This is a genomic window from Vibrio sp. R10-SG3-ISO10, assembly GCF_059834185.1.
Genome location: NZ_JCBDHG010000020.1, coordinates 590,966 through 611,693, shown reverse-complemented (window position 1 = coordinate 611,693; position 20,728 = coordinate 590,966). Strand labels below are relative to the sequence as shown.

Here is a 20,728-nt window from a genome sequence, read left to right as displayed (position 1 = left end):
CAATTCGGGATTAAACATCGAAAAACGGTTTGGGGTCGACTTCTAACTGACTAGGGGCTATCGCCTTTTTAATCGTTAGTTTGGTTGTTTTCATATCGACAAAACTTACATCGACAAAACGGTGATACTTACGCGAATAGAAACATTTGATTTCTGGCTTTAGCGGCTCGTGGGAATTCGAAGTCCAAACAATACCTACACGTCCGTCACTCAACTCGACCAAAGCCCCAACAGGGAAAACGCCAATACAGTTGATGAATTTGTACACCAACTCTTTGTCTAAATGATTCGGTGTTAAGCTCAAGAGTATTTTAAACGCTTCTGCTGGGCTCATGCCTTGCTTGTAACAGCGATCGGCAGTCAACGCGTCATAGATATCAACGATGCAGCTCATACGACCGTGTAAAGGGATTTCATCACCTTTAAGCCCCGCTGGATAGCCGTTCCCATCGAGTTTTTCATGATGCATCAAACAAACGTCGCGGCTAACATCACTCAAACCTGTAACCGTAGTGATGATCTCTTTCGCGTAAACCTGATGAAGCTTCATATGCTCGAACTCTTCGGGTGTTAACCGAGCAGGTTTGTGCAGAACTTTATCGTCAACCTTAATTTTGCCAACATCGTGAATAATGCCACCAATCGCCATTTGTTTTAGCGTCTCTTTCGGCAGGCCAAGATGTTTACCAAATGTCACGAGTAAAGTCGCAACATTGACTGAGTGTTCAAGTAAGTACTCATCTTTATTGCGCAGTGCAGAAACACAATGCAATGCATCTGAATCAAGCAACACGGATTCGATCATGTCGTCTGCGAGATCATCCAGTTCGGAGACATGTATTGGCTTACCTTCAAAAGTTTGCGTCAGAATCCTGTTAGCCAGCCCTTTCGCTTCTTTGATAATTTTCTGCGCTTTCTTTTGCTGTGAAAAACGGCTCACCTTTTTCCGCTTCACTGGTGTTGATGCTTCTTGTGGCAATTCAGTTTCTTCCACAACCTTAACGGGTTTAAAAACACTCCCTTTTACTGACAACTCCTTGTCTACCCAAGCAAATTTGACTCCATTTTTAACAAGCTGTTTTACTGCTTTTTCAGACGGTACACGCCCCGCATTGGCGAGATTGACGCGTTTACTGTCCTCAATTGCAGTCACAAACATGCCAACGGTCAGCGTACCGATTGGTATTTTTATGGATTTTTCTGGGTCGAACTGCATTAAGTTAGTAGCCGTATTCTTGTTAGAGTTGATTATTGTTAGTGATTATAACTCTAATGCTGAGTATTTACGTAATAAGTGATTGCAATTGCTCAATAAACACCCAAAAAGCGGTAAGAAAGTTGAAAATTGTCGGAATCGAAGATTTCAACACTCTTGCCTAGAAGCACTCCACCACTAAAATTCGCTAAACACCACAAAGCAAACGTTTGCTTTTCTTTTTCCAATGAGTATCATGCTGGAAAAATCTTCTATTCCTCTTACATTTTAGGGTTAATTATGTTCGGTACTGCAACTGCAAATCATGCAACTCGCGTTCTGCTTCTTGGTTCGGGTGAACTCGGTAAAGAAGTCGCCATTGAATGCCAGCGTCTCGGCCTTGAAGTGATCGCTTGCGATCGTTACGAAAATGCACCAGCCATGCAAGTTGCCCATCGTAGCTATACATTAGATATGCTCGATGGTGACGCGCTGCAAGCTATTATCGAAAAAGAGCAGCCCAATTATGTCGTGCCTGAAATCGAAGCCATCGCAACCGATACGTTGGTAGAGTTAGAAGCCCAAGGCTTAAACGTGGTGCCGACAGCGAAAGCAACAAAGCTAACAATGAACCGTGAAGGGATCCGTCGCCTAGCGGCAGAAGAGCTAAGCTTAACCACTTCCCCTTATCGCTTTGCAGACAGCTATGAAGAGTTTGTTGCCGCAGTAGAAGCAGTTGGTGTGCCGTGTGTATGTAAACCGGTCATGAGTTCTTCAGGTAAAGGCCAAAGTGTGCTTAAGAGCGCTGAAGATATTGATAAAGCTTGGAACTATGCACAAGAAGGCGGACGTACTGGAGCAGGTCGCGTCATTGTAGAAGGGTTTATTGATTTCGATTACGAGATCACTTTGCTCACCGTTCGCGCTGTTGATGGTGTACATTTCTGTGCGCCAATTGGTCATCGTCAGGAAGATGGAGACTACCGTGAATCTTGGCAGCCACAAGTTATGACAGACAACGCGCTAGCCGCTGCCCAAGATGCTGCCGGTAAAGTGGTGAATGCACTTGGCGGTTACGGCATCTTTGGTGTTGAGCTGTTTGTCAAAGGCGACACGGTTATCTTCAACGAAGTTTCACCTCGTCCACACGATACTGGTCTCGTCACCCTAATGTCACAAGACAGTTCTGAGTTCGCTCTACATGTTCGTGCATTTACAGGTATGCCAATCGCTGGGATTACTCAGTACGGCCCAGCAGCCTCGGCCGTTATTTTAGGGCAAGGAACATCGACCGATATTCGCTTCGAAGGCCTAGCGGATGCGTTGGCTGCGCCACAAACTCAGCTTCGACTATTTGGCAAACCAGATATTGATGGCCGTCGCCGTTTAGGGGTCGCGATAACTCGACGTGATTCTGTAGAGCAAGCGATTGAAGACGCTAAACAAAGCGCAGATAAAGTAAAAATCATTTACTAAATCGTTTTATCGAAAGTAAAAGGCTTGGTCATTTGAAATGACCAAGCCTTTATTTATCTTAGATTTAAACCGCTTCAATCAAGTAAACTTCTTCAGCAAATCGTGCCGATTCATGTTTAGCAATCTTAGGATGCTTCTTAGCTTCTTCATCGCTCTCTAGCTTAGTGATCTTGTAGCCATCGTACAGCGCTCTCACCTCAGATTCAGGGACAGCAAATGGAGGCCCCGGCATTAACTCTTGATCATAATCGAGAGTAACCAGCAAAATGCGCCCACCGGGTTTAAGCAGAGACTTAATCTTTTCTACGTATTGCACTCGCATTTCTTTTGGTAAAGCAATGAGCGAGGCTCGATCATAAACGATATCAACCGGCTTGATTGGCGCAGTAAAGTAGTCACCGACATAGATAGATAGCTCATCAAACTGAAACAGCTCATGCTGACCATTAATCGGCATCACCATTGGCGTGTAAAAATGTTCAGCAAAGAAAGCACGCACGGCAATATTGCTCAGCTCTACCCCCTGCACATCAGAGTGTTTCGTTGCCAGCCATACCAAGTCTTCTGACTTTCCACACAAAGGGACAAATACGTTGTCCTCTGGGCTTGGGTTCGTTTCCTGCCAATATTTAATCAGTAGCGGATTGACGTCCTCTAGGTGAAAACCGATCTGGTTTGCCGCCCATTTACCGTGCCAAAATTCTGGGTCTCTCATTTTGTTTCTCTGTGACTGACTTCGTAGCGCATAGCCTATCGGAAAGTGAAGCTGAGTGGTATCCCTTCACCAATCCTATTCTGAAAACTTCATTCAGATTAGGTTCATTTTCATCAGATATACTTAGTTACACATTGAAAATGAACCTTTGAAAAGGGTTGCACTCTAATTAAACGCAAAGGAAATGCGAGACTGTTCAAAGTTTTATCAACGGTCGATGGGAAAGCGATTGGAATCGCACAAAGTGCCCCCATTAACTATGTAAAGATGAGTAGCGCTAGTGATTGAAACTTTTTTCGACACCTTTTTAGCTAAGCCCTACACATCTAAGGAGAGTGAATGAGCCTATTTTTGCGAACTACGGCCCTGATGCTTCTAATGCTCAGCCGTGCCCCTGCATTTGCTGCTATTCCAACCGCGCCGGGTAACGAGGAAAACCGTTCTACTAACCAGAACGAAGTGTGTTCCAAAGCATTCAAACATAACCTAAGCGGCCTTTACGGCATTAAGTCAATGTCGACCACTCCACTTCAGCCATACTCTGATTTCGACGTTCTTTATAGCAAAGCCCATCAAGCTCAAGCAGAACTAGAGACCATCTGTAAAAGTACTGCTCTACTGACTTCAACAGAATCTTACTTCGCTGGTGTTAAATCGTCTGACCGTGCTAAAGAAAAGATTGCTTATGAACTTGATGGTCAAACAGAGCGAATTACAGACCTAGCCCGTGCAACGATTGTCGCTGACGACATTGAAAGCCTGATGTCTGCCTATGAAGTACTTAACCGCGAAACAACCATTGTTAAAGTTAAAAACCGCTTTAAGAAACCAGCGGAATCCGGATACCGCGACTTAAACGTACTCGTTCAGCTGCCAAAAACAAACTTAGTCGCTGAAGTACAGCTTCACCTTAAAGCCATAGCTGATGTGAAAAGTGGCCCAGAGCATGACATCTACGAACGTATTCAAAAAATCGAGCGTGCCGCTGCGATTGAAGGCCGTGAATACAACGAGTTTGAAATGGCACAGATTCGCAATATGCGCCGTGAATCTAAAGAACTGTATCAAAACGCTTGGCAGCCATACATCACCACTCACCTAAGCGCTGCTTGACCTTATTGGGCTTGCCTGAACATTCAGGTAAGCCTTTCGATTTAGCAAAGCCTCACCTCTTAAACTATATTTTTATCAAATAGATAAAAATAAGTTGGAGGCAACAATGGGAGGGAAGCTCTGGTTCTTGATCAGCATGATCGTTTTGCTAACGATAAATCATGCCTCAGCCGACGATGGATACGGCCCTCTTCAAAGCTATACTCAGTCGCCTCTGCATACCAACGTCCACTCTCCTCAGCTCCGTTCTGGATTCTCTTTAGACAGCGATGAATATGAAGTTTATGGGTCAGGAACCATTTCCAGTATTTGGGCAGTGACTGCGACTTATGAACTCGATTATTACCAAAACCAGCTTGCTATTGGCAGTAAATGGCAACTCGACACAAATTGGCAGATAGACCTTCAATACCGTTGGAACTTCGCAGCCAATAATCATCTAGATAAACCCACTATTGCCTTTCATGATTTTGTCGGTATTGACCAAAATGGACGTGAAGACGTAGAACGGAACCGATTTGTTATCGATATGCCAGAGTACGGCGTACAAGAGGAAGGGTTTCGTAGCAAAACGTTGAGCAGCGCTGTGACAGGATACATACAATATCAAGCGTTTACTAATGACCATCATGGTATATCGCTTGGCGTTTCGCTCTATTACAACGACACCGACAATGGCCTCTTCAGCGCGTCAGATTTTGAGCAGAGCGTGCAGGTAAATTATGGCTATGTAAGAGAAAAACATGCGCTAGACGCTACCGTAGCCTTAACATTTAGAGACACTCCTACAGACTTTGTTCAAATGCCCTATCGCGACTCTACCTGGACAGTCGGCATCAGCTATCGCTATGAGTGGTTTGAAAACCACACCTTTATTGGTCAGCTAGCATCGCATCAAGGCTTACTGGATGATGGTGGAGAATTTTCAAAGCCCTCCACCGAATTTACCTATGGCTACCGCTACACTCTCAAAAATGCAGCGGTCGAAATTACCTTGGTGGAGAATATGTTCCACGCGGATAACAGTACCGACATCGCTTTTGGTGTTGCGTTCCGCTATCGCTTTGGCTCAGCCGCTTAAACCGAAAGAATGCGGTTCACCGCTGCAGCTATCTCCGAATCAGAGGCATTTCGATTCAACGAGAAAGAGATGTACTGGTCACCACGCATACTTAGCGAGCGATCAACCTCGGCTAAACAGTGCACTACCCCACCATCGAAAATAAACGAAAGTTCGATCTCCTTTTTGTTGATGAAACCATTATTGCGAAACTCAATTTCCTGATAGCAACCTGATTTCGAAGAGAAGTTACCACCGCGCAGGAAACCTTTTTCAACATCTGCTTTAACCATACCAAAACCCGCTTGCTCGATAGCGGATAGTATCTTGGCAACTACAGGCAATGGTTTGACTTCAACAAAATCACGGTCTTTAGGGTCAATCGCGAAATCAATGTCCAACGTTGTTTCTAGCCAAACATGACATTGATTCTTCAGAGCGTTCAATGCTGTAATTGGAGTTTCATCGTCCAAGCGCAACTCAAAAGGAACCTTCTTAGTCTCATTGGGTTGGATAACAAATGGTTGGACAGCTTGAAGTTTGGCTAATACAAAATCTTGGTAGCTGGTGCTTTCGTCACTCTCTACTTTCATCTCGGTACACAGTTTTAGATTGATCGCGTCGATCTGCTGTTCCACATCACCACCTTGAATATGTACGGTTCCCCTCAGTGTCTCCCCCTGAAAGACAGACATACTTTCTAGCACTGTGTCTACTTTTGCCGCGCCAATTCCTAATGAAGCTTTTAACTTTCCAAACATATTTTATCCTTATGATTCTGTTGCACACATGATTTTGCTTGTTGCACTCTATTTAGCAAGCCATTTGTAGCTAAGTCTGATTAAAAACGTGCGAACCTCGCCAAATTAGGGTTACATACTGCCTAGAACCTTGCATTTACCCACTAAATGTATAACCTTTTGTATAGTCAAATAAGAAGTTAGAACAAATATGAGCAATTCGCCTCTTTACTTACAAATCAAAACTTACATTACGGAACAAATCGAACAAGGGTTCTGGCCTGTCGGTCATCGAATTACCACTGAACTTGAACTGACCAAGCAGTTTAACGTGAGTAGGATGACGGTAAACAAAGCGATTCGAGATTTGGTTTCTGAAGGTAGGTTAGTGAGGCGACCGCGCTTAGGCACCTTTGTTTGCGCACCTGACGATAAAGCAGAATCCCCTCTTCTTGATATTAGAAACATCGCTAAAGAAGTAGAACAGCGGGGGAAATCCTACAGCAGTAAGGTTATCAAGCAAATCGCCCTTTCTGCTGATGACAATGTCGCGATGAAGCTAGGCGTCATGTTGGGAAGTTCGGTTTTCTACAGTGAAATCATTCACTTTGAAGATAAATCTCCTATCCAGCTTGAGATTCGCTGGGTGAATGCAAGCTACGCTCCCAACTACCTGCAGCAGGACTTTTCACAAATCACGCCCAACCAATATCTATCTGAAAACTGCCCGTTAAGTGCGATAGAGCATACCGTCGAGGCCATTGTCGCTGATGAATCAGTACGCTCTGCACTTCGCCTTGGAGTCAATGAACCGTGTCTGCTGCTTAATCGACGTACATGGAGTGACGATAAGCTTGTTAGTACCGCATTACTCTACCATCCTGGGGCTAGATACAAATTAAGCTCTAAAGTTCTTCTTTGATATAGCATTTCATACTTTTTACCGATCACATTTTCGCAACATGAGGCTTGATCAAAATCTATACTTGAAACTATATTTGTATATACATTTAAATCCGAGTATAGATTATGAGCCTTACAAGCGACTTGATATTAGTAAATGCAAAGATAGTCACAATGACCGAGGGGAGCGACGGTTACTCTGTGTCACCGCTTTGCAATATCTATATCAAAGACGGACGCATTCAGTCGATTACGCAAGAATCGTTAAGCAGCGAGCTCAGCACTTCTGTTAACTGTTATGACTGTAAAGGTAAGCTTGTCACTCCGGGCTTTATTGATTGCCATACCCATCTCATTTTCGCAGGCAGTCGCGCCAACGAATACGAAATGCGCCTCCAAGGTGTACCGTATCAAGAAATCGCAAAACAAGGCGGTGGCATTCTCTCTACAGTGCGTGCGACTCGTGAAGCAAGTGAACAACAACTCACGGAATTGGCATTACCGCGTTTGGACGGCCTAATTCAATCAGGTGTCACTTCAGTGGAAGTGAAATCTGGTTATGGATTGACCCTTAATGACGAACTAAAAATGCTTCGCGCAGCGAAGGCGTTGGAAGCACACAGAAAGATCCGCGTTTCTACAACGTTACTCGCGGCACATGCTCTTCCTCCCGAGTATTCAGGTCGCGCTGACGACTACATTGAACTGGTCTGCCAAGAAATAATCCCTGCTGCCGCGCAAGAGAATCTCGCGACGAGTGTCGATGTTTTCTGTGAGTCCATCGGTTTCAATTTGGCTCAAACTGAAAAAGTCTATCGAGCTGCGATTGATCATGGACTTGCAATTAAGGGACACACCGAACAACTGTCTAATTTAGGTGGCACGGCGTTGACTGCAAAATACGATGGTTTATCCGCTGATCACATTGAGTTTTTAGATGAAAATGGCGTTATTGCATTGGCTCAGTCGAACACTGTTGCCACGCTGCTTCCTGGTGCATTCTACTTTCTAAGAGAGACACAGTTACCACCCATCGAGTTACTACGTCAGCACAAAATACCAATGGCAATTGCTACTGATTTGAACCCTGGCACATCACCATTTGCAGACTTGACTATGATGATGAATATGGGTTGCACGTTATTTGGATTAACACCAGAAGAAACCTTACGTGGCGTAACCAATCATGCAGCTCAAGCCATCGGTTTTGGTGAGAGCAGAGGTCAGATAAAACAAGGGTTTGATGCTGATCTCGCAATCTGGGATGTGACTCACCCTGCCGAGTTTAGCTATTTCCAAGGTGCGCCTAGATTATCGGCTCGCCTTGTTGCTGGAGAGCTCGATCATGTCTAATCAATTAACCACCAACCAAGAATTTCATTGGCAAGGTCGTCACGATGCAGAAGATGGAGCGTTAGGAAAGCGTGTCCATCATGTCATCAAACAGATTCAAGTCGATGAGCTTCAGCCCTATAGAAATGCCGTTAGCCTGCTTGGTTTCTGCAGTGATGCGGGGGTTGCTCGTAACAAGGGGCGCATCGGTGCGAAAAGAGCGCCAGATTTGATTCGCCGCGCACTGGCAAACATGGCTTGGCATAGAGAAAGCGCATTGATTGATCTGGGCAACGTTGTCTGCGATGACGACCAACTAGAACAAAGCCAATCTCACTGTGCCAACGTAATTGCGACAGCGCTTAAATCCACACCGGTTATCACTTTAGGTGGAGGTCACGAAGTTGCATGGGCATCATTTCAGGGCTTGGCGCAATATTTTGAGTATCTCAATCCCGCAAAGCCACCAAAGATAGGCATCATTAACTTTGACGCTCACTTCGACTTGAGAGCATTTGAATGTGATCAAACGGAAATCAAACCTAGCTCAGGCACACCTTTTAACCAAATCCAGCACTATTGTGCCAAAAAAGAGTGGCCATTCCATTACGCCTGCCTAGGTGTCAGCCGAGCAAGCAATACCGAGGCTCTGTTCCAACGCGCCGACGAACTTGGCGTTTGGTATATCGAAGACAAAGACCTCGCACACTTAAATCATATTTATCACCTTACTCAGTTACAGCATTTCATCGACAACTGTGACTACATCTACCTCACCATTGATTTAGATGTTTTCCCTGCAGCTACTGCGCCGGGGGTGAGTGCGCCAGCCGCCAGAGGAGTCAGCATTGATATGCTCGCTCCATTCATCGACAGAATCTTACATTACAAGCAAAAACTGGTGATCGCAGATATCGCAGAGTACAACCCGACCTATGACGTAGACAGCCAAACTGCTCGGTTAGCCGCACGTCTTTGTTGGGATATTGCGAACGCTTTCTCCGAAAAATAACTACCCAGAACTCAGTGGCAATGATAGGCGCGAGATGACGCCCTAGCCCTTTGTTTGTCTGGATAACGTGAACCACAAGGAGCCTTACCATGACGTTTAGATACGGTGTTGATCGTTTAGATCTTGATACTGTAAACGGCATCGCGAATGGACACATCAAAGCAAAACTGTGCCCTGAAGCCTTAACAAAAATTAATGTCAGCCGTGCCAATGTAGATAAGATGGCCAACTCTGATAAAGCAATTTATGGCATTAACACCGGTTTTGGGCCGCTGTGCGATACGCAGATATCACCACAAGAAACGCATTTACTACAAAAAAATCTGCTTATCACCCATGCGGTTGGTGTCGGCGAACCGATCGAAAAAGCAATTTCTAAGTTAATGCTAATCACCAAAGTTCATGCCCTTAGCCAAGGTTTCTCTGGTATACGCTTGGAAGTGGTAGAGCGTATGCTTACTTTCCTCGAATTGGACCTCATTCCGGTTGTCCCTGAACAGGGCTCTGTGGGTGCATCTGGCGATTTAGCGCCTCTATCACACCTCTTTTTACCACTGATAGGCGAAGGTGAATTCTGGCAGGATGATCAGATAAAGTCTGCCAAGGCTGTACTTGAGGCCAATGGGTTAGAACCATTGGAGTTGCATGCAAAAGAAGGTTTAGCCTTAATTAATGGTACTCAGTTTATTCTATCCCATGCCATTACTGCATTAACAAAAATGCGTTACCTGTTAGATCTTGCAGACGTCGCTGGCGCTATGAGTATTGAAGGAATGCAAGGTAGTGAATCACCGTTCAGAGACGAGTTACACCAAACGCGAGCTTTTGTTGGCAACTTAGAAGTTGCTGCGCGTATGAGAAGACTGCTTAAAGATTCTCAAAACATGGCCTCTCATGGTAACTGTGGTCGCGTGCAAGACCCTTATTCGCTGCGTTGTATTCCGCAAGTTCACGGCGCTTCTCGTAATGCCTACTATCACTTAGAAGAACTCGTTGAAATCGAGATGAACTCAGTGACCGACAATCCGATCGTCATCAGTAGCGAAGAAGCTATTTCTGGTGGCAGCTTCCATGGACAGCCATTAGCTATGGTTCTCGATTATGCGGCGATTGCGGCTGCAGAACTTGGCAATATTGCTGATCGTCGTTGTTATCTTTTATTAGAAGGGCTTCATGGTTTACCGCGTCTATTGACTGTAGCAGGTGGTCTCAATTCAGGCATGATGATCCCTCAGTATGCGACAGCAGCGCTAGTAACAGAAAATAAATCACTCTGTTTCCCTCCATCGGCTGATAGCGTACCTACCTCAATGGGCCAAGAAGACCATGTCTCAATGGGCAGTATTTCAAGTAGAAAACTCAATCAAATCTTAGGCAACTTGGATAAGGTTCTTGCCATTGAGCTCATGTATGCTGCTCAAGCACTGGAGTTCAGAAGACCTAATCGTTGCTCTGATCTTATTGAGAAAAACTTCGAATTGATCCGCACTAAAGTCTCTAAGCTCGAAGAAGATAGGCTATTGAAACCTGATATTGACGCGATGGTAGAGTTAGTGAAATCCCAAGCTTTCACTGTGAGTTTTGACGCTTAATTTTGGAGTAAATGATGACTTTTGAACTTAGCTTTCAAGAACAAATTAAACAGGGGATCCCTGAGCAGCTGCCACCGGCAAAACCTTATCCGGTGAATGTTAACCGTGCGCCCAAGCGTAAAGATATTCTCAGCACAGAAGAGAAACAACTCGCCATTCGTAATGCCCTTAGATACTTTCCCAAGGCATGGCATCAAGAGCTTGCGCATGAGTTTGCACAAGAGTTAAATGCCTTTGGCCGCATTTATATGTATCGCTTTAAGCCGAATTACTTAATGAAAGCGCGAGCAATAAGCGACTATCCAGCAAAATGCCAGCAAGCTGCTGCCATTATGTTGATGATCGATAACAACCTTGATCCTGCAGTTGCCCAACACCCAGAAGAGCTTATCACTTATGGTGGCAATGGGGCTGTTTTTCAAAACTGGGCGCAATACCTGTTAGCAATGAAATACCTCAGTGAGATGGAGAACGATCAAACCTTGCACCTGTACTCAGGCCATCCGATGGGGTTATTCCCTTCTTCACCAGAAGCCCCTCGTGTTGTTGTCACCAATGGTATGATGATCCCGAACTATTCTAAGCCGGACGATTGGGAAAAATTCAATGCGTTGGGCGTAACTCAATATGGTCAAATGACAGCTGGTTCATTTATGTATATTGGCCCTCAAGGGATTGTTCATGGCACAACGATTACCGTTATGAACGCTTTCCGCAAGGTGTTAAAAGCAGGTGAACAAGCTAAGGGCAAAATATTCCTTACCGCTGGTTTAGGTGGCATGAGTGGAGCACAACCCAAAGCAGGTAACATTGCTAAGTGTATTACTGTTTGTGCCGAAGTTAACCCTAATGCTGCGACTAAACGACATCAACAAGGCTGGGTTGATGAACTCATCGATAATATGCCTGAGCTGATTAAGCGCGTCAGAGTAGCTCAAGCCAACGAAGAGGTCGTCTCTATTGCCTATATCGGTAATGTGGTTGAGGTTTGGGAATCGTTCCTAGAAGAAGAGATCTTTGTTCACTTAGGCTCAGACCAAACGTCACTGCATAACCCTTGGTCTGGCGGCTACTATCCAGTTGATATTAGCTACGAAGAGTCTAATCGTTTGATTAGAGAAGAACCGGACGTATTCAAACAAAAAGTACAAGCGACATTAAGACGCCATGGTGCTGCGGTCAACAAGCATACTGAGAAAGGAACTTACTTCTTTGACTATGGTAATGCCTTCTTGTTAGAAGCCTCGCGTGCAGGCGCTGATGTTATGGCAGCAAATGGTATTGATTTTAAGTACCCTTCTTACGTGCAGGATATTTTGGGGCCAATGTGCTTTGACTATGGCTTTGGTCCATTCCGTTGGGTTTGTACCTCCGGTAAACCAGAAGATCTCGACAAAACAGATGAAATAGCAGCACAAGTTTTAAGTAATATTATGCAAAGCTCTCCTGCTGAGATCCAACAACAGATGCAGGACAATATTACTTGGATCAATGACGCTAAAGCCAATAGGTTAGTCGTAGGCTCACAAGCAAGGATCCTGTATGCCGATGCTCAAGGTAGAATGGAAATTGCGAAAGCCTTTAATGATGCCATTAATCGAGGCGAAATTGGCCCTGTAGTCCTAGGACGAGATCACCATGATGTCAGTGGTACGGACTCTCCATTTAGAGAGACATCAAATATCTATGACGGTAGTCGCTTTACTGCTGACATGGCCATTCACAATGTGATTGGCGATAGCTTCCGTGGTGCCACTTGGGTTTCAATCCATAACGGTGGTGGCGTAGGTTGGGGTGAAGTTATCAATGGTGGCTTTGGTATGCTGCTTGATGGCAGCAGTGACGCGGAGCGCAAACTTCAATCCATGCTTCTATTTGATGTTAACAACGGCATCGCTAGACGTAGCTGGGCTCGCAATGAAGAGGCCAACTTTGCCATTAAGCGCGAAATGGATAGAACACCTAAGCTAAAAGTAACTCTCGCTAATTTGGTTGACAATCAAATTATTGATGACTTAGCTATTTAACCTTCAAAATCACATGCTACGTCCAAACTATGGGCGTAGCATGTGAATCAAAACAAGAAGAACCAAACGCTCACGAGTTACTTAAGAAAAGCGATTGAATTCGCAAGAACTTTTGACGCTTGTTGAGCACTCAAATTCGAGTTCATAAACTTCCTCACGACCAAATAAATCGCACTTTGAACTTCACTCGATACCATATGGCCACTTCGAAAACGATAAAAATTCTAAATCCAGCGCCTAACTCGCTGTTTGTAATCTAAATACTCGGCACCAAACAGAGACTCTAAAGCGCGTTCTTCGGGTCGGATTTGAAAACGATTCATATACCAGACAAAACCGAAACTAAACACAATGGCGAGTAGGTTCTGTTGCCAATAGGCGAAACCAAATAGCAACAGAAATAAGCCTAGATACATTGGATTGCGACTGTAACCGAAGATTCCTGAGTCGACTACTGATGAAGCGTCTTCGACTTTGATAGGGTTGACCGTCGTTTTAGCGCGCTTAAACTCATACACCCCACCTAAGCCCGCAATACCTGCCGCTAAAAAGCACAGCCCGAAAACAATCGAATTCAATGGCAAACCGATCTTAAATGCGAGAAGTTCATGACTAATATGATTGATCACCACAAAGAACAACAAAAAGAGAGCAACGGGCGGAATCTTCCTTTCTAGCTTGTCCATTGATATTCCTTAACAAACAGAGGTCTACTGTATACAAAATAGCTCAGCCGTATCGGCTGAGCTATTTAATTTTAGATAATCTGCAACAGTGCTTGCAGTGGATGCTTAACCTTCACATCTTCGAAACGCTTGACTTGGCTCCGGCAAGAGTAGCCGGTAATCAAGCAGCGCTCCTTAGGTAAGTCTTGCAGTCGAGGCTTCCAACTCAATCCGTAAATATCCTTCGACATTTGCAGCTTATCGACTTCATGACCGAAGGTCCCGGCCATACCGCAACAACCAACAGGCACTGTATCAAGCCGAGCCCCAAAGTGAGCGAATATTGCCCCCCACTCCTTTTCAGCATTTGGCATCTTGGTTTTTTCGGTACAGTGAGCAAATAGATACCAAGGCTCTTGACCATTTGATGGCTGCTTATCCATGTCGCTCAACTTAGGCTCAAGCCATTCATGAACAGTGAGGACTTGGAAATCGCCACGCTTATCACCTAACACCTCTTGGTATTCATCGCGATAGCAGAGCACTAACGCAGGGTCTACGCCTACTAACGGGATCCCAATATCAGCAACCTGCTGTAAAAAGGCAGCGGTACTTTTCGCATTTGCGGCGAATTGTTTTAAGAAGCCTTTCACATGCTGCGCTTTACCATTGGGTTTAAATGGTAGCAATACCGGGGTCTTGCCCAACTTAGTCACCAAAGAAGCAAAATCTTCGACAACTTGTGCATCGTAGTAGCTAGTAAATGGGTCTTGAACGATGACAACATGATTCGCTTTGTCATCTTTCGATAGCGCCGCGAGATCTTGTAGATCAAATGACTTAAGCGACGTTAGTCTCTTGGTTAAAGTCGGCACTGAGAGTAAAGGTGAGTCAACATAACCTACTGATTTAGCGGTTAAGTCTTGCACCCACTTTTGCTTTAACGCACCGTTAACCAGTTTCGGCGCTTTCGCCAATACAGGAAGCATAGACTCAATGTTCGCAACCAAATAATCCTTAGCGGGGCGCTGATAACGAGAGTAATAGATATTAAGGAATCGAGAACGGAAGCTTGGAACATCCACTTTAATTGGACATTGGCTCGCACACGCTTTACACGCTAGACAGCCGTTCATTGCCTCATAAACTTCATGAGAAAAGTCATACTCATGTCGCTTATTGAGGTTATTTCGCACGCGATCAATCATGGTTTTGATTGATGAACTTTCTTCCAGTGCCTGCTTCTCAAGATCAAGGATATCAATTCCTTGCTCAGTTAATTGACGAAGCCACTCTCGAACTAGACCTGCTCGCCCTTTTGGCGAATGTCGTCGGTCGGCTGTCACCTTCATTGAAGGACACATTGGAGAGGAAGTGTCGTAGTTGAAGCACAAGCCATTACCATTACATTCCATGGCTTGTTTAAAACTATCGCGAACTTGAACATCAATCTGACGATCGTAATATCCGCGCTTAGTATCAGTTACTTTTACTAACTCTTCTGTACTTTCAAGCGGTGTACAGATCTTACCCGGATTCATCTTATTGTGAGGGTCGAAAGCCGCTTTTACTCTGCGTAACTCTGTAAATAACTCTTCGCCGAAAAACTCTGGCCCATACTCTGAGCGATAACCCTTACCGTGCTCCCCCCACATTAAGCCACCATATTTCGCCACCAGCTTAACCACTTCGTCGGAAATTTCATGCATCAAGCTTTCTTGTTTCGGATCGCATAGATCAAGCGCTGGGCGAACGTGGAGAACACCTGCATCAACATGGCCAAACATGCCGTAGTTCAACGATTTTGCATCTAGCAGTTCGCGGAACTCCGCAATAAAGTCAGCAAGGTTTTCTGGTGGAACACAGGTGTCTTCCGCAAAGGCGACGGGTTTCGCTCGTCCTTTTGCCGCACCTAGCAAGCCAACGGCCTTTTTACGCATATTGTAAATACGACCTATGCTAGCAACATCGCTACAGACTTGATAACCGATGATGCCGGCTTCATTGTTCTCTAGCATACTTTCTAGGCGCGCAGTTAACGCTTTTACCTGCTGCTCGACTTCCTGTACATCTTGACCAGCAAACTCAACCATATTGATCCCTTGCATATCTTTGCCGGGAACGTCGGTCAAAAGGTCACTCACTGTGTGCCAAACAATATCTTGCTTGGCTAAGTTAAGTACCCGTGAGTCAACGGTTTCTACTGAGAGCGCATTCGCTTCAACCATAAAGGGGGCGTTGCGCAGTGCAGAGTCAAAACTGTTGTACTTAACATTAACTAAAGTTCGAGCTTTGGGGATTGGCGTGAGATTGAGTTTTGCTTCAGTGATAAACGCGAGTGAACCTTCCGCGCCACACAGCACACGGGTTAAATCAAACTTGTCTGCGTCGGTATCGAGCGCGTTTTTTAGATCGTATCCCGTTAAAAATCGATTAAGAGGAGGAAACTTCGCTTCAATTTGAGATCGTTTCTCGCGACATACCTTTTCGGTAACGTGAAATGCTTCAAATGCATACTCGCCTTCCTGCGGCATGCCTTTCGATAAATCTGACTCTAAGCATGAGCCATCAGCAAACACAGCTTGCAGCGAAAGTACATGGTCCGATGTTTTACCGTACTTAAGTGAACCCTGGCCAGAGGCATCGGTGTTGATCATACCGCCCAAAGTCGCGCGGTTACTGGTCGACAAATCTGGAGAGAAGAAGTAACCAAACGGTCTTATTGCATCGTTAAGTTGATCCTTAACAATACCCGTTTGTACGCGAACCCAACCTTCTTTCTCATTGATCTCCAAAACCTTATTCATATGACGAGACAGGTCAACTACGACGCCCTTCGTCAGGGACTGTCCGTTGGTACCTGTGCCGCCTCCACGAGGAGAAAACTTGATTCGTTCATACTGCGATTGAGTACTAAGCTTACCTATAAGTGATACATCTTCGGTGGTTCTGGGATGCACGACCGCTTGAGGTAACTCTTGGTAGACGCTGTTATCAGTGGAGACAGCTAAGCGGCTAGAAAACTGGCTTTCGATGTCACCGCTAAATCCGGCGGCTTTAAGTTCTTCGAGAAAGGTGAGTACAATCGGATCAACATCCGACTGTGAATGTAATCTTGGTAACATTTGCTTCCTGCCCCCTACTACGCTGATCCAATCAGCAGTGGGTTCACTTCAGTTTAAAAACTATTATTTGAATCAGGTCACTTTACAACATTTAAAAGGGTGATCAAAACAGAAATGCAGTGTCAGAATGGAACTTATCGCATTTTTTTCCCACACTTAGAATTATTGGACAATCTTTAAGTGTCTCTTATGAGCGAGTCATCAATGAAAAAAAATAAAGTCATCACAACAGAAGATATTCTTTTGAAATTGTGCCAGTCCGTTTCTGGCGTTTTAACCTCTGCGACAAGCTCGCAAATTTCATACTCAGCGATGGTACAGAAGATTACGAAAACAAGCCTTAAGCCTGATTTCGGCTGCTTTGTACTGTTTGATGGTGGATTTTCAGGCCTAGTCGTTATCAACTTCACTTCTAAAGCTGCGCTTGAGGTGTACACAAACTACATGCGCAACATGGGTATGCCTGAAGAAGAGCTTGCGACTCTGCATACTTCTGATGAAGTGGCGGATGTATTGGGTGAGCTTATGAACCAATTGGTCGGTCACTTTACTAACCAAGTGCGCAAAGACCTTCATACTCACATCACGCAAAACCAACCGAAAATGCTTTCTTTGAACAAACAGGTGAACCTATCGGTCGATACCAATCTCGATCGTCCTCAGGCGCGCCGTGTGACCTTCTCTACCGAGCAAGGCAACATTTTCTACCTAGAGCTAGCAATGGACAAAACGGAGTTCATTCAGCTAGAAGAGTTTGAAGCGACGGAAGATGAGTGCCCTGATGATATCTTGGAGCAAACTCAACAAAAGATGAAAGCGAAAAACGACAAAAAGGAAGAGAAGCAAGACAGTAATGCCAATGACCTGCTGGATGAACTAGGTATCTAGCGTAACCTCACTCTTGCTAATGGAATGCCGTCGACGGTTCGATGGCATTCTCTATTCTCTATTCTCTATTCTCTATTCTCTATTCTCATTATCCTGACTGAGCGCCTTATAACGACAACTCATTTCCGTTTTTAACCAGAAAACGGTAAAATGTCCGACTTTGCTAAATTAGTGAGATTTGAAGCGGTCGATGGATAAACAAAAAGCCCTTAAGAAAATTGCGAAATGTTTAGAACTTGGTAACTCTGCTAACGTTAACGAAGCGGCGAATGCAATCAAGATGGCTCATCGCTTGATGCTTAAGTACGGCCTCGATAAAGACGATATTGAGTTTATCAAGATGGGCAAAACCCAATCGACTCACCTCCTGCCAGCCAACGTTGGTTCAAATCTGCTTAGAATTATTCGCGGCATTAACACGAAATTTGGCGTCGAAGCCGTTTTACTCAATCACAAAGGTTTGAAACGTGTAGAGTTCATTGGTGAAGCTGACCGTGCCATCTTCGCAGCTTTTGCGTTTGATATTGTCTATCGTGAAATGAATGAACAAACTGGTCGTTTCCGCAATGGTTTTTCAGGCTCCGGCACACCAACAACAGAGGTCACTCGACGAGTCAACTCTTTCCTTTCTGGCTGGGTTGAAGGGGCTTTAGAAAAGTTACCGATCATCAGCCCTGATGAAGATTCGGCGAAAAAAATTGATGACTACATCGATAAAGAGTTCAAAAACATCGACCGAGAGACATTCAAACAACAACTCAGAGAAGCGATGAAGAACTTAACCGAAGATTATGAAGTCGGTTTAAAGAAAGGCCGTACCGTCTCAGTTAACCGTCCTATAGATGGGGCACAAGCACCAAAAATGCTCAGATAGAGCAAGCTTTGTTCACCCACCGTTAATATTCAGTAAATTAATCTTTTCCGCGTTGACATAGCGAATGCCATCGGTTTAATTCATGGCATTCGAGACCCAGACTAACCTTGTCTGGCAATAATAATGATACACGGAGATGTTATCGTGAAGAAGATTACGGCTGCTTTAGCCATCGCAATAGCCCTTTCTGGCTGCCAAGCCACACAGCGCCAAAACGCAACCACCGGCGAAACCGAAACCAACTCAGCAACCCAAGGTGCACTAATCGGCGCCATCGCAGGTGCTGCTGTTGGCTTAGCAACCGGTGATGATGCAACAGAGCGTCGACAGCACGCGCTGATCGGTGCTGCGGGTGGTGCCGCTGTCGGTGGCGGTATCGGTTACTACTTTGACCAACAAGAAGCCGCACTACGCAAAGAACTTATGGATTCTGGTGTGCAAGTAGAGCGCGTTGGAGAAAATCAGTTATTGCTTCGTCTAGAAAACGGCATTGGCTTCCAAACAAGCTCTTATCAACTTGACCCTAGCATTCATAAAACCTTGCGTGGCGTAGCAAGAATCTTGGTTGAGTACCCAGATACTAGCCTTGTTATTGATGGCCATACTGACAGTACAGGTAGCGATACAACCAACCAAATCTTGTCAGAGCGTCGCGCTGAATCAGTACGTTCTTACCTAGTTTCACAGGGTGTTGCAGCAGGTCGAGCAGTTGCTCGCGGCAATGGTGAACGATACCCGCTTTGTACTAACAGTACTTCAGAAGGTCGAGCTTGCAATCGACGCGTAGAAATTCAGATCTTACCGCTAAAATAATATTGGCGAGATCGTTGCAAAAATGGCTTCCAAGGAGGCCATTTTTTTATTCGTAATATCGATTCGAGACAATAATTGTCTATTTTTTCTGGCTAATTGATATACTTAGCAAATACAACCACTTTTATCCTAGTGACTAGAGGCTGATTTGCGAATCCTATCCCTTCTACTACTTGTTTACTCTTCAGTGAGTTTTGCTCAAACAGTAGAAGAGCTCACACAAAGCGCTCAGAATAACAATGTCCACGCTCAGTTGGAGCTCGCAGATAGATACCAGAAAGGGCAAGGGGTGACTCAGTCTGACTCAGAAGCTTTCTACTGGTATCAACAAGCAGCGAACAATGGGAGTGATTCCGCAGCAGCAAACCTAGGACGTGCTTACTATAAAGGCCTTGGCACAAAGGTAGATATCGAGAATGCGATATTTTGGCTTAGCAAAGCTGCAATATCCGGTGACAAACAAGCTCCATTATTACTTGGCCAGTTGTACGAGCAAGTAAAAGAGCAGCCTGACAACCTGGATCTAGCGGAGCTTTGGTATGAACAAGCAGCGAAAGAGAACCCAGATGCAGAGAAAGATTATGCTCGGGTACTTGAACAGCAGTTTAATAATCGTCGAGCTAAGCAAGTAGCGGCTATTGATCAGTTAGAAGTGGCCTTTGACCATCAAGATATAGAACTAAGCCCTAAAGCAAAGTCCCTCGCCCACCAAGGACAAGCACAGAGCACCACTATCTATGCATTAATTGGCCTGCTCGCAGTGAGTATTGCGCTCATCATATGGCTGTTACGCACGAACCGCTCACTTCGATCGCTTACCGAAAGCAGTGATTCCGATGCCCAAAGGCAGCAAGTCAAAGTTGACCGGGAAATTCGACGTAAAGATGAAACCTTAAAGCAGCAAAAACGCCAGATGGAGGCGATGTATCGCCATATTAAAAAACTTCAAGCTCAGCCAAAACCGAGCACTAAATCTCAATCTGTCGCGCAAGATAAACCAATCACCCTCGCTTGCACACTGTTTGGCTTTAACCCTGCCAAGATCCCTGATGAAAAACAGATCAAACTTCGCTACAAGCAGTTGTCTAAAGTTTATCATCCAGACCTAAAAGGAAGTGAGGAAGAGATGAAGCGCCTAAATCAGGCACTTAAAGTCATACTCAAACACGTTAACAAATAGTTACAAAACCCAAGTAAT

17 protein-coding genes are annotated in these 20,728 nt (G+C 44.9%); 12 read left to right on the top strand and 5 right to left on the bottom strand.

Annotated features, from left to right (window positions below):
• Nucleotides 1-10: 10 nt before the first annotated feature.
• Nucleotides 11-1,216, bottom strand: coding sequence for a cyclic di-GMP phosphodiesterase (locus tag AC6R16_RS12855; protein WP_500674605.1), 1,206 nt, complete (start codon nt 1,214-1,216; stop codon nt 11-13).
• Between the two features lie 279 nt (nt 1,217-1,495).
• On the opposite strand from AC6R16_RS12855, the gene purT reads away from it, so the two are divergent.
• Nucleotides 1,496-2,671, top strand: coding sequence for a formate-dependent phosphoribosylglycinamide formyltransferase (gene purT, locus AC6R16_RS12850; protein ID WP_500674604.1), 1,176 nt, complete (start codon nt 1,496-1,498; stop codon nt 2,669-2,671).
• Between the two features lie 64 nt (nt 2,672-2,735).
• Here purT and AC6R16_RS12845 read toward each other — a convergent pair whose 3' ends face one another.
• Complete coding sequence (locus tag AC6R16_RS12845; RefSeq protein ID WP_500674603.1) at nt 2,736-3,386, bottom strand: thiopurine S-methyltransferase; 651 nt, start codon at nt 3,384-3,386, stop codon at nt 2,736-2,738.
• A gap of 339 nt (nt 3,387-3,725) precedes the next feature.
• Between AC6R16_RS12845 and AC6R16_RS12840 the strand changes: the two genes are divergently transcribed.
• Both AC6R16_RS12840 and AC6R16_RS12835 read left to right on the top strand, forming a co-directional pair.
• Complete coding sequence (locus AC6R16_RS12840; RefSeq protein ID WP_500674602.1) at nt 3,726-4,499, top strand: nucleotidyltransferase family protein; 774 nt, start codon at nt 3,726-3,728, stop codon at nt 4,497-4,499.
• A 106-nt stretch (nt 4,500-4,605) separates the two neighbouring features.
• A complete protein-coding gene (locus AC6R16_RS12835) occupies nt 4,606-5,580 on the top strand; it encodes a DUF3187 family protein (protein ID WP_500674601.1) in 975 nt (324 codons plus the stop codon).
• On the opposite strand, the gene AC6R16_RS12830 is transcribed toward AC6R16_RS12835, so the two are convergent.
• Entirely contained in the window at nt 5,577-6,320 is a 744-nt protein-coding gene (locus AC6R16_RS12830) for a sporulation protein (RefSeq protein WP_500674600.1), read from the bottom strand. The two genes, AC6R16_RS12835 and AC6R16_RS12830, sit on opposite strands and share 4 nt — an antisense overlap.
• A gap of 190 nt (nt 6,321-6,510) precedes the next feature.
• Between AC6R16_RS12830 and hutC the strand changes: the two genes are divergently transcribed.
• From hutC to hutU, 5 genes are all read left to right on the top strand, one after another.
• Nucleotides 6,511-7,221: a histidine utilization transcriptional repressor HutC gene (gene hutC, locus AC6R16_RS12825; RefSeq protein ID WP_004742804.1), complete on the top strand. Its 711-nt coding sequence runs from the start codon at nt 6,511-6,513 to the stop codon at nt 7,219-7,221.
• A gap of 155 nt (nt 7,222-7,376) precedes the next feature.
• A complete protein-coding gene (gene hutI / locus AC6R16_RS12820) occupies nt 7,377-8,555 on the top strand; it encodes an imidazolonepropionase (RefSeq protein WP_500674599.1) in 1,179 nt (392 codons plus the stop codon).
• Complete coding sequence (gene hutG, locus AC6R16_RS12815) at nt 8,548-9,546, top strand: formimidoylglutamase (RefSeq protein ID WP_425666747.1); 999 nt, start codon at nt 8,548-8,550, stop codon at nt 9,544-9,546. The genes hutI and hutG overlap by 8 nt, the downstream gene beginning before the upstream one ends.
• An 89-nt stretch (nt 9,547-9,635) precedes the next feature.
• Nucleotides 9,636-11,138: a histidine ammonia-lyase gene (gene hutH / locus AC6R16_RS12810; RefSeq protein WP_500674598.1), complete on the top strand. Its 1,503-nt coding sequence runs from the start codon at nt 9,636-9,638 to the stop codon at nt 11,136-11,138.
• Nucleotides 11,139-11,149: 11 nt separating this feature from the next.
• Complete coding sequence (gene hutU, locus AC6R16_RS12805; protein ID WP_500674597.1) at nt 11,150-13,165, top strand: urocanate hydratase; 2,016 nt, start codon at nt 11,150-11,152, stop codon at nt 13,163-13,165.
• Nucleotides 13,166-13,389: 224 nt separating this feature from the next.
• Here hutU and AC6R16_RS12800 read toward each other — a convergent pair whose 3' ends face one another.
• The gene (locus AC6R16_RS12800) at nt 13,390-13,851 is read right to left on the bottom strand and encodes a methyltransferase family protein (protein ID WP_500674596.1); all 462 of its coding nucleotides are present in this window, start codon (nt 13,849-13,851) and stop codon (nt 13,390-13,392) included.
• Nucleotides 13,852-13,922: 71 nt separating this feature from the next.
• A complete protein-coding gene (ydiJ, locus tag AC6R16_RS12795) occupies nt 13,923-16,955 on the bottom strand; it encodes a D-2-hydroxyglutarate dehydrogenase YdiJ (RefSeq protein ID WP_500674595.1) in 3,033 nt (1,010 codons plus the stop codon).
• A 204-nt stretch (nt 16,956-17,159) separates the two neighbouring features.
• Between ydiJ and AC6R16_RS12790 the strand changes: the two genes are divergently transcribed.
• The 4 genes from AC6R16_RS12790 (at nt 17,160) to AC6R16_RS12775 (ending at nt 20,710) form a co-directional block, all read left to right on the top strand.
• Complete coding sequence (locus AC6R16_RS12790) at nt 17,160-17,843, top strand: DUF3334 family protein (protein WP_004742872.1); 684 nt, start codon at nt 17,160-17,162, stop codon at nt 17,841-17,843.
• 190 nt (nt 17,844-18,033) lie between these two features.
• A complete protein-coding gene (locus AC6R16_RS12785; RefSeq protein WP_486786208.1) occupies nt 18,034-18,717 on the top strand; it encodes a DUF2786 domain-containing protein in 684 nt (227 codons plus the stop codon).
• A 144-nt stretch (nt 18,718-18,861) separates the two neighbouring features.
• The gene (locus tag AC6R16_RS12780) at nt 18,862-19,530 is read left to right on the top strand and encodes a YiaD family glycine zipper/OmpA-like lipoprotein (RefSeq protein WP_069666170.1); all 669 of its coding nucleotides are present in this window, start codon (nt 18,862-18,864) and stop codon (nt 19,528-19,530) included.
• 148 nt (nt 19,531-19,678) lie between these two features.
• Nucleotides 19,679-20,710: a hypothetical protein gene (locus tag AC6R16_RS12775; RefSeq protein WP_500674594.1), complete on the top strand. Its 1,032-nt coding sequence runs from the start codon at nt 19,679-19,681 to the stop codon at nt 20,708-20,710.
• The last annotated feature ends 18 nt before the right edge of the window (nt 20,711-20,728 follow it).